This window comes from Limosilactobacillus vaginalis DSM 5837 = ATCC 49540 (assembly GCF_000159435.1).
Classification (GTDB): Bacteria; Bacillota; Bacilli; order Lactobacillales; family Lactobacillaceae; genus Limosilactobacillus; species Limosilactobacillus vaginalis.
Window position 1 is genome coordinate 108,391 of the sequence record NZ_GG693416.1, and the last position, 7,067, is coordinate 115,457.

The following is a 7,067-nucleotide window of genomic DNA, read 5'->3' on the forward strand; positions in this document are numbered from 1 at the left end:
TGACCATTGTTGGGTAGTGATTATCAGCGCGATAATTGGCTGGTCAATATTTGTCAATTATGCTATGATAGTCACTACAATTGTAACCACACTATTGTTGCTGGTAGATAGGAGGTTGTTATGAATAACAATCGGAGAAACAATAATTTTACTCATAACGTTCTCTTCTACGCAGTGATTTTCTTATGTATTATGGGAATTGCTTACTTCTTCTTTGGTGGAAGCCAAAACAATGGACAAAGTAAGACTGTCTCACAAACAGAGTTTATCTCTGAATTGAAGAGTAACAAGGTTAAGAGTTTCCAACTACAGCCAAATGGTGGAGTTTATAAGATTACTGGTACTTACCGTAAGCCACAATCTGTTGATAATAACTCTGCTAATAGTTTTGGCTTTGCCACGCAACGAAACAGTAAAGTTAACCACTTCCAAAGTTCGGTATTACAAAGTGACGTAACTGTTAGTCAACTGCAAAAGTACGCTAACCGGGATAACGTTAAGATCAGTACACGGGCAGAGGAATCTAACAGTGTTTGGATGAACTTGCTGTTAACTGTCTTGCCACTAATCATCATGATATTCTTCTTCTACATGATGATGGGTCAAGCTGGCCAAGGTGGCGGCGGTCGTGGAGTAATGAGCTTTGGAAAGACAAAAGCAAAGCCTGCTGATGCCAAGAAAAACAAGGTTCGGTTCTCTGACGTTGCTGGTGAAGAAGAAGAAAAACAAGAATTGGTTGAAGTTGTTGAATTCTTAAAGAATCCAAAGAAGTTTACTCGTTTGGGTGCTAAGATCCCATCTGGTGTTCTACTTGAGGGTCCTCCAGGTACTGGTAAGACCTTACTTGCTAAGGCGGTTGCTGGTGAATCTGGTGTTCCGTTCTTCTCAATTTCTGGTTCTGATTTCGTTGAAATGTTTGTCGGTGTTGGTGCTAGCCGGGTTCGTGACTTATTCGAACAGGCCAAAAAAGCAGCGCCAGCAATCATTTTCATTGATGAAATTGATGCCGTTGGTCGGCGTCGTGGTGCCGGAATGGGCGGTGGCCATGATGAACGTGAACAAACCTTGAACCAATTACTTGTTGAAATGGATGGATTCCAGGGTGACGAAGGTGTCATCGTTATGGCTGCCACTAACCGTTCTGATGTCTTGGATCCAGCTTTGCTTCGTCCAGGTCGGTTTGACCGGAAGATCCTGGTTGGTCGTCCAGACGTTAAGGGACGTGAAGCCATTCTTCGTGTTCATGCTAAGAATAAGCCATTGGCGGATGACGTTGATCTGAAGGAGATTGCTAAGCAAACACCTGGATTTGTCGGTGCTGACTTGGCTAACTTGCTGAACGAAGCTGCGTTATTAGCTGCTCGGCGGAACAAGACAAAGATCGATGCTGCTGATCTTGATGAAGCTGAAGATCGGGTAATTGCTGGTCCAGCTAAGCACGATCGAGTTGAATCAAAGCAAGAACGACGGACTGTTGCCTACCACGAAGCAGGGCACACGATTGTTGGACTTGTCTTGAATGACGCCCGAGTTGTTCATAAGGTAACGATTGTACCTCGTGGTCGTGCTGGTGGTTACGCTATTATGTTGCCACGTGAAGATCAAATGTTAATGTCCAAGAAGAACGCTGAAGAACAAATTGCCGGATTAATGGGTGGTCGTGCGGCTGAAGAATTAATCTTCAAGTCCCAATCTTCAGGTGCTTCTAATGACTTTGAACAAGCAACGCAAATCGCACGGGCAATGGTTACCCAATACGGGATGAGTGATAAGATTGGTCCTGTTGAATTACAAAGTTCTGGTCAAGTATTTACAGGTCAGGGCTACGATCAGGCACCATACTCTGAAAAGACCGCTGCCTTAGTTGACGAGGAAGTTCGCCGGATCCTTCGTGAAGGACATGAACAAGCTCTTCACATTATTGAGACCCACCGTGAACAACATAAGCTGATTGCTGAAGCATTACTGAAGTACGAAACACTTGACGAAAAGCAAATTCTCAGCCTCTATAAGACTGGAAAATTGCCTGATAAGGATATTGCTGCGGCTGATGAAGAAGCCCGTGCACAAACCTTTGAAGAGTCAAAGCGTGCTTTGGAAAGATTAGAAGATGAAAAGCACAGTAATGCAACTGAACAACTAAAAGCAAGTAGTTCAGCTACAGATGAAGAAGCTACACAAGCTGCTGATACTCCAAATAGTGAAGCAGCTGATGCACCAACATCTGCTAGTGATGCTGACTCAGATTCCGATCATTCCGATGCTCCGGATGAGCGAGATAAATAATTAGATTGAGAAACAGGGGGAATAAGCCGGAAGGTCGGTCGTGTTCTTCCTGTTTTTTACGTGAAAGGATGATAAAAATGAAATCAACAGACTATTTAGTAAAAAGTATCAGCAAGGATGGCAAGTTTCGTGCCTATGCGGTTAATGCCAGCCAATTAGTTGAAAAGGCACATGAAATTCATGATACCTGGAGTGCTTCTTCAGCTGCTTTAGGTCGAACACTAATTGGAACTCTCCTTTTGGCAACTGCTAGTCTCCAAGGGGAAGCAGGAATGACCGTTAAAATTCAGGGTGATGGTCCAGTTGGCTTTATTGTTGCTGATGGGACGGCACAAGGAACAGTTAAGGGCTACATGGGGAATAACCACGTTAGCTTGCCAGCCAATGAAAAAGGAAAGATCGATGTTTCTGGAGCAGTTGGTAAACACGGGACATTATCCGTTACCAAAATGGCGCCTGGAGATAAGACCCCATATACCGGACAAGTTAATTTAGTTTCTGGAGAATTAGGGGATGACTTTACATACTACCTTGCTCAATCAGAACAAATTCCGTCAGCGGTTGGTCTTTCCGTCTTTGTTAATCCTGATGAGTCAATTGAAGTTGCTGGTGGCTTTATGATCCAAGTCCTTCCTGGAGCAAGTGATGAAGAGATTAGCAAGCTAGAAAAGAAATTGAAGGACTTACCACTAGTGTCAGAAATGCTTCGTGACGGCGATACTCCTGAAGATATCTTGAAACGAATCTTTGGTGATCAACTGAAAATCTTAGACCGGATGCCAGTTTCATATCGCTGTGATTGCAGTAAGGAACGCTTTGCTCATGCCTTGGCAAGCATCGCTAAAAAAGACTTGGAAAAGATGATTAATGAAGATCACCATGCCGAGGCAGTTTGCCAATTCTGTGGTAAGAAGTACGAATTTAGCGAACAAGAGCTGAAGGATATTTATGACAAAATGGATCAAGAAGAATCCAAATAATCCAATTTATTTGGTGAAAAATCAATGATGTGCTATCATAATTTGGTTATTGAACGAAGAATTAGCCAGTGCAGTTCACATTAATTTTGTAATGAGGTGAAAAAATGAAGTGGCATATTGGAAATGTCGAAATTCCTAACCAAGTTGTAGTTGCCCCAATGGCTGGAGTTACCAACTCAGCATTTCGGGTAATCTGTAAGGAGTTTGGTGCGGGATATGTGGTCTGTGAGATGATCTCTGATCGGGGGATTATGTACCACAATAAGAAGACATTGAACATGATGGATGTCGATCCAAGCGAGCACCCGATGGGAATTCAGATCTTTGGCGGAACTAAGGAAACTTTAGTTCAGGCAGCAAAGTACGTTGATGAACATACGGCAGCCGATGTGATTGATATTAATATGGGATGCCCAGTTAATAAAGTTGTTAAAACGGATGCCGGTGCCCGCTGGCTTCTTGATCCAAATAAGGTTTACGAAATGGTATCGTATGTTACCGATGCAGTGAAAAAACCAGTTACGGTTAAGATGCGGACTGGCTGGGATGATAAGCATATCTATGCGGTTGAGAATGCCCTGGCAGCTGAACGGGCAGGTGCTGCAGCTTTGGCAATGCATGGTCGGACCCGAAAACAGATGTATACGGGACACGCTGATTGGAATATACTAAAAGAAGTAGCAGATCATTTATCAATTCCATTTATGGCTAATGGTGATGTCCGAACGCCAGAGGATGCTAAGCGAATCTTAGATGAAACCGGCGCTACCGCAGCAATGATTGGTCGGGCTGCCCTTGGTAATCCATGGATGCTAAAGCGGACAGAACACTATTTGGAAACTGGCGAGCTTCTTCCGGAGGCAACCCCTGAACAAAAAATTAAGATGGCTAAGGAACACCTTAACCGGTTAATTGATCTAAAGGGTGAGTATGTTGGTGTTCGGGAATTTCGAGGTCTTTCTACGTACTACCTTAAGGGAATTCCCCGTTCTGCTCGGACCAAGGCTTCATTGGTTGAAGCAGAGACTCGCCAGGAAATGAATGATATTTTTGATCGATTTGCTGAACAAACAGCTGAGCGTGAATTGAAGAAAGAGCAACGGAAGCACGCTTAATCAAGAGGAGGAGAAAATAAGTGTCACAAGAATTAGATCAAATGCGCGTTCGTCGCGAAAAGATGGAAGAACTTAAAGAGGCGGGAATTGAACCATTCGGTCGTCGCTTTAAGCGGGATCACCTTGCTCAAGACCTGCACGATAAGTACGATCAATTTGATAAGGAAGAACTAAGTGAAAAGGGCCAAATGGTTATTATCGCTGGTCGGATGACTCGGAAGCGGAGTAGTGGTAAAGCTGGCTTTGCTGATTTTGTTGATCGGACAGGTAAGATTCAAGTGTATGCGCGGAAAGACATGGTTGGGGATGAACCATACCATATCTTTAAACGTGCTGATATTGGTGACTTCCTTGGGATTGAAGGGGATGTCATTAAGACCGATACGGGAGAATTAACCGTTCGGGCTCACAAGATTACGTTCTTATCCAAGGCTCTTCGTCCACTTCCAAATAAGTGGGAAGGAGTTACTGATCCTGAAACAATTTATCGTCAACGTTACCTTGACCTTATTTCTAATCCTGAAAGCTTCAAGCGTTTCCACCAACGGACAGCGATCATTAAGGCAGTGCGTCGCTACATGGATGAACACGGCTTTACTGAAGTTGAGACGCCAATTTTGAATACCCAAGCTGGGGGCGCCAATGCCCGTCCATTTATTACCCACCACAATGCTTTGGATATTGATATGTACCTGCGGATCGCAACTGAGCTTTACCTGAAGCGGTTGATTGTTGGTGGCTTTGAACGGGTTTATGAACTTGGTCGGATTTTCCGGAATGAAGGGATGGATCCACACCATAACCCTGAATTCACTACAATGGAAACCTATGCTGCGTACTTTGATTTCCGTGATGTAATGGACGAAACTGAAGGGATTGTAAAGGCAGCAGCTAAGGTTGTTTCTGATGATGGTAAGGTTACTTACCAAGGACATGAGATCGATCTTGGTGGTGACTTTAAGCGAATCACAATGGTTGACGCAGTTAAGGAAAAGACTGGGATTGACTTTAGTGATGAATCAATGACTGATGATGATGCCAAGAAGCTGGCTGATGAGCATAAAGTTGAATATAAGCCATACTGGACAAAGGGTCATATTTTAAATGCCTTCTTTGAAGAATTTGTTGAAGATACCCTGATCCAACCAACGTTTGTTTATGAATACCCAGTTGAAGTTTCACCACTAGCTAAGCGGAACAAGGAAAATCCAGCAATGACTGATCGGTTTGAATTGTACGTTGATGGTAGTGAATTAGCGAATGCCTTTAGTGAATTAAACGATCCAATTGATCAAAAGGAACGTTTCGAGATGCAAGCTAAGGAAAAGGCTAACGGTAATGATGAAGCAGAACCAGTTGACTTAGATTACGTTGAAGCCCTTGAATACGGGATGCCGCCAACAGGTGGTCTCGGAATCGGTATTGACCGGTTAGTAATGCTGTTAACAGACGCTAAGTCTATTCGTGATGTTATCCTCTTCCCAACCATGCGTCCCGAAAAGGAAGAACAGAACGGTAAGAAGAAAAAGAACAAGAAGAAGTAACGTATAAGGAGCCACATCCTCTTGAAGATTAAGAAGGGTGTGGCTCCTTTTGGCTATTTCACTAGATCATATATTTTTTGCGCTACCTGCCTGGTTAATACTGGTGCGCTTTGTAAGTAAGAGACAGCAAGAGTTAGAATAGTCGTGGCATCATTTTACTCATTTACTTAGTGGAAGAATCACCAATGGCCGATAATATCAAGCAAGCTGTCATAGAAACCGATGCATATGATGAAGTCCTGTTCAGTGCTGAACCGAAATACTATCGCTCTCTTCCGGGAGAATTACCTAATCGACTGGTTCAATTAACTGACGAAGGCAAAAGCAAAAAAGAAGTATGGCGCGCTGCCAATGCTTATCGCCGAATGCACGATGGAATGATCGACGGTGATCTTAATAAGGGGTATGCTTCGTTTGGTCTTGGCATTTCTTTCATTCATCAGATTGATCCAATTGATAAAGTGGTTGACCGAATTTATTCGGGGGTACCGGAAGAACAACGATAATAGAATCTCATAGTAACTTCGCAATGTCTTGAAAAAGAATGCGGAGTCTTTTTATATTAGATTTCTGTAGAGTAATCAGTTTTAGAAATATAAACGGTAAGTAGAAAGTCAGCTAATTGGATTACTAATGGTGATTAAAGCTCTAAGGGATGGTTGCCTTGTGATGAGTTTTAGAATTACTAGGAACGGACAAAAAAGTGAAAATTGCGATCAGTCAGTGATAAATTTTTGCGGTGAATATGGTGAAAACAATTTTAATTACATGCGTAAGTGTAAATGTTGCTGATAACAGGTCGAACTTTAAACCAATTTATCGTTATTCTTAATGTCCAAACAGCAAATATCATGAACAATAATGAGATAAGAAAACGTAAAATTCGTTTATAGAAAATTCATTTATTTTTTTTAGAATAGGCGTTGACTTATTAATGATGAGCTTGTATAGTAATTAACGTTGTCTGTGAGGCAATGATTTCTTTCAATTGTTGATTGAAATTAGTTGTTGACTTGGAAAAGACAGCATGATATATTATTAAAGCTGCTTGTTAAAAAAGTTGTTAATAGCTAGTTGAAATATTAAAATTAGGTCTTGACAGTTTACACAGCGTTTGATATAATAAATTTGTTAGTCAGCGA

The 7,067-nt window shown here is 42.2% G+C and carries 5 protein-coding genes; all 5 read left to right on the plus strand.

From position 1 onward, the window contains the following. Positions 1 to 120: 120 nt before the first annotated feature. The 5 genes from ftsH (at position 121) to HMPREF0549_RS08385 (ending at position 6,431) form a co-directional block, all read left to right on the plus strand. Positions 121 to 2,286, plus strand: coding sequence for an ATP-dependent zinc metalloprotease FtsH (gene ftsH / locus HMPREF0549_RS08365; protein WP_040531817.1), 2,166 nt, complete (start codon positions 121 to 123; stop codon positions 2,284 to 2,286). A gap of 77 nt (positions 2,287 to 2,363) precedes the next feature. Further along, a complete protein-coding gene (gene hslO / locus HMPREF0549_RS08370; protein ID WP_040531819.1) occupies positions 2,364 to 3,266 on the plus strand; it encodes an Hsp33 family molecular chaperone HslO in 903 nt (300 codons plus the stop codon). Positions 3,267 to 3,370: 104 nt separating this feature from the next. Continuing rightward, positions 3,371 to 4,381 carry a tRNA dihydrouridine synthase DusB gene (gene dusB, locus HMPREF0549_RS08375; protein WP_003717857.1) on the plus strand — a complete coding sequence of 337 codons (1,011 nt, stop codon included), beginning with the start codon at positions 3,371 to 3,373 and terminating at the stop codon, positions 4,379 to 4,381. A gap of 20 nt (positions 4,382 to 4,401) precedes the next feature. Next, entirely contained in the window at positions 4,402 to 5,925 is a 1,524-nt protein-coding gene (gene lysS, locus HMPREF0549_RS08380; protein WP_003717858.1) for a lysine--tRNA ligase, read from the plus strand. 185 nt (positions 5,926 to 6,110) lie between these two features. Continuing rightward, the gene (locus HMPREF0549_RS08385; protein ID WP_003717859.1) at positions 6,111 to 6,431 is read left to right on the plus strand and encodes a hypothetical protein; all 321 of its coding nucleotides are present in this window, start codon (positions 6,111 to 6,113) and stop codon (positions 6,429 to 6,431) included. The last annotated feature ends 636 nt before the right edge of the window (positions 6,432 to 7,067 follow it).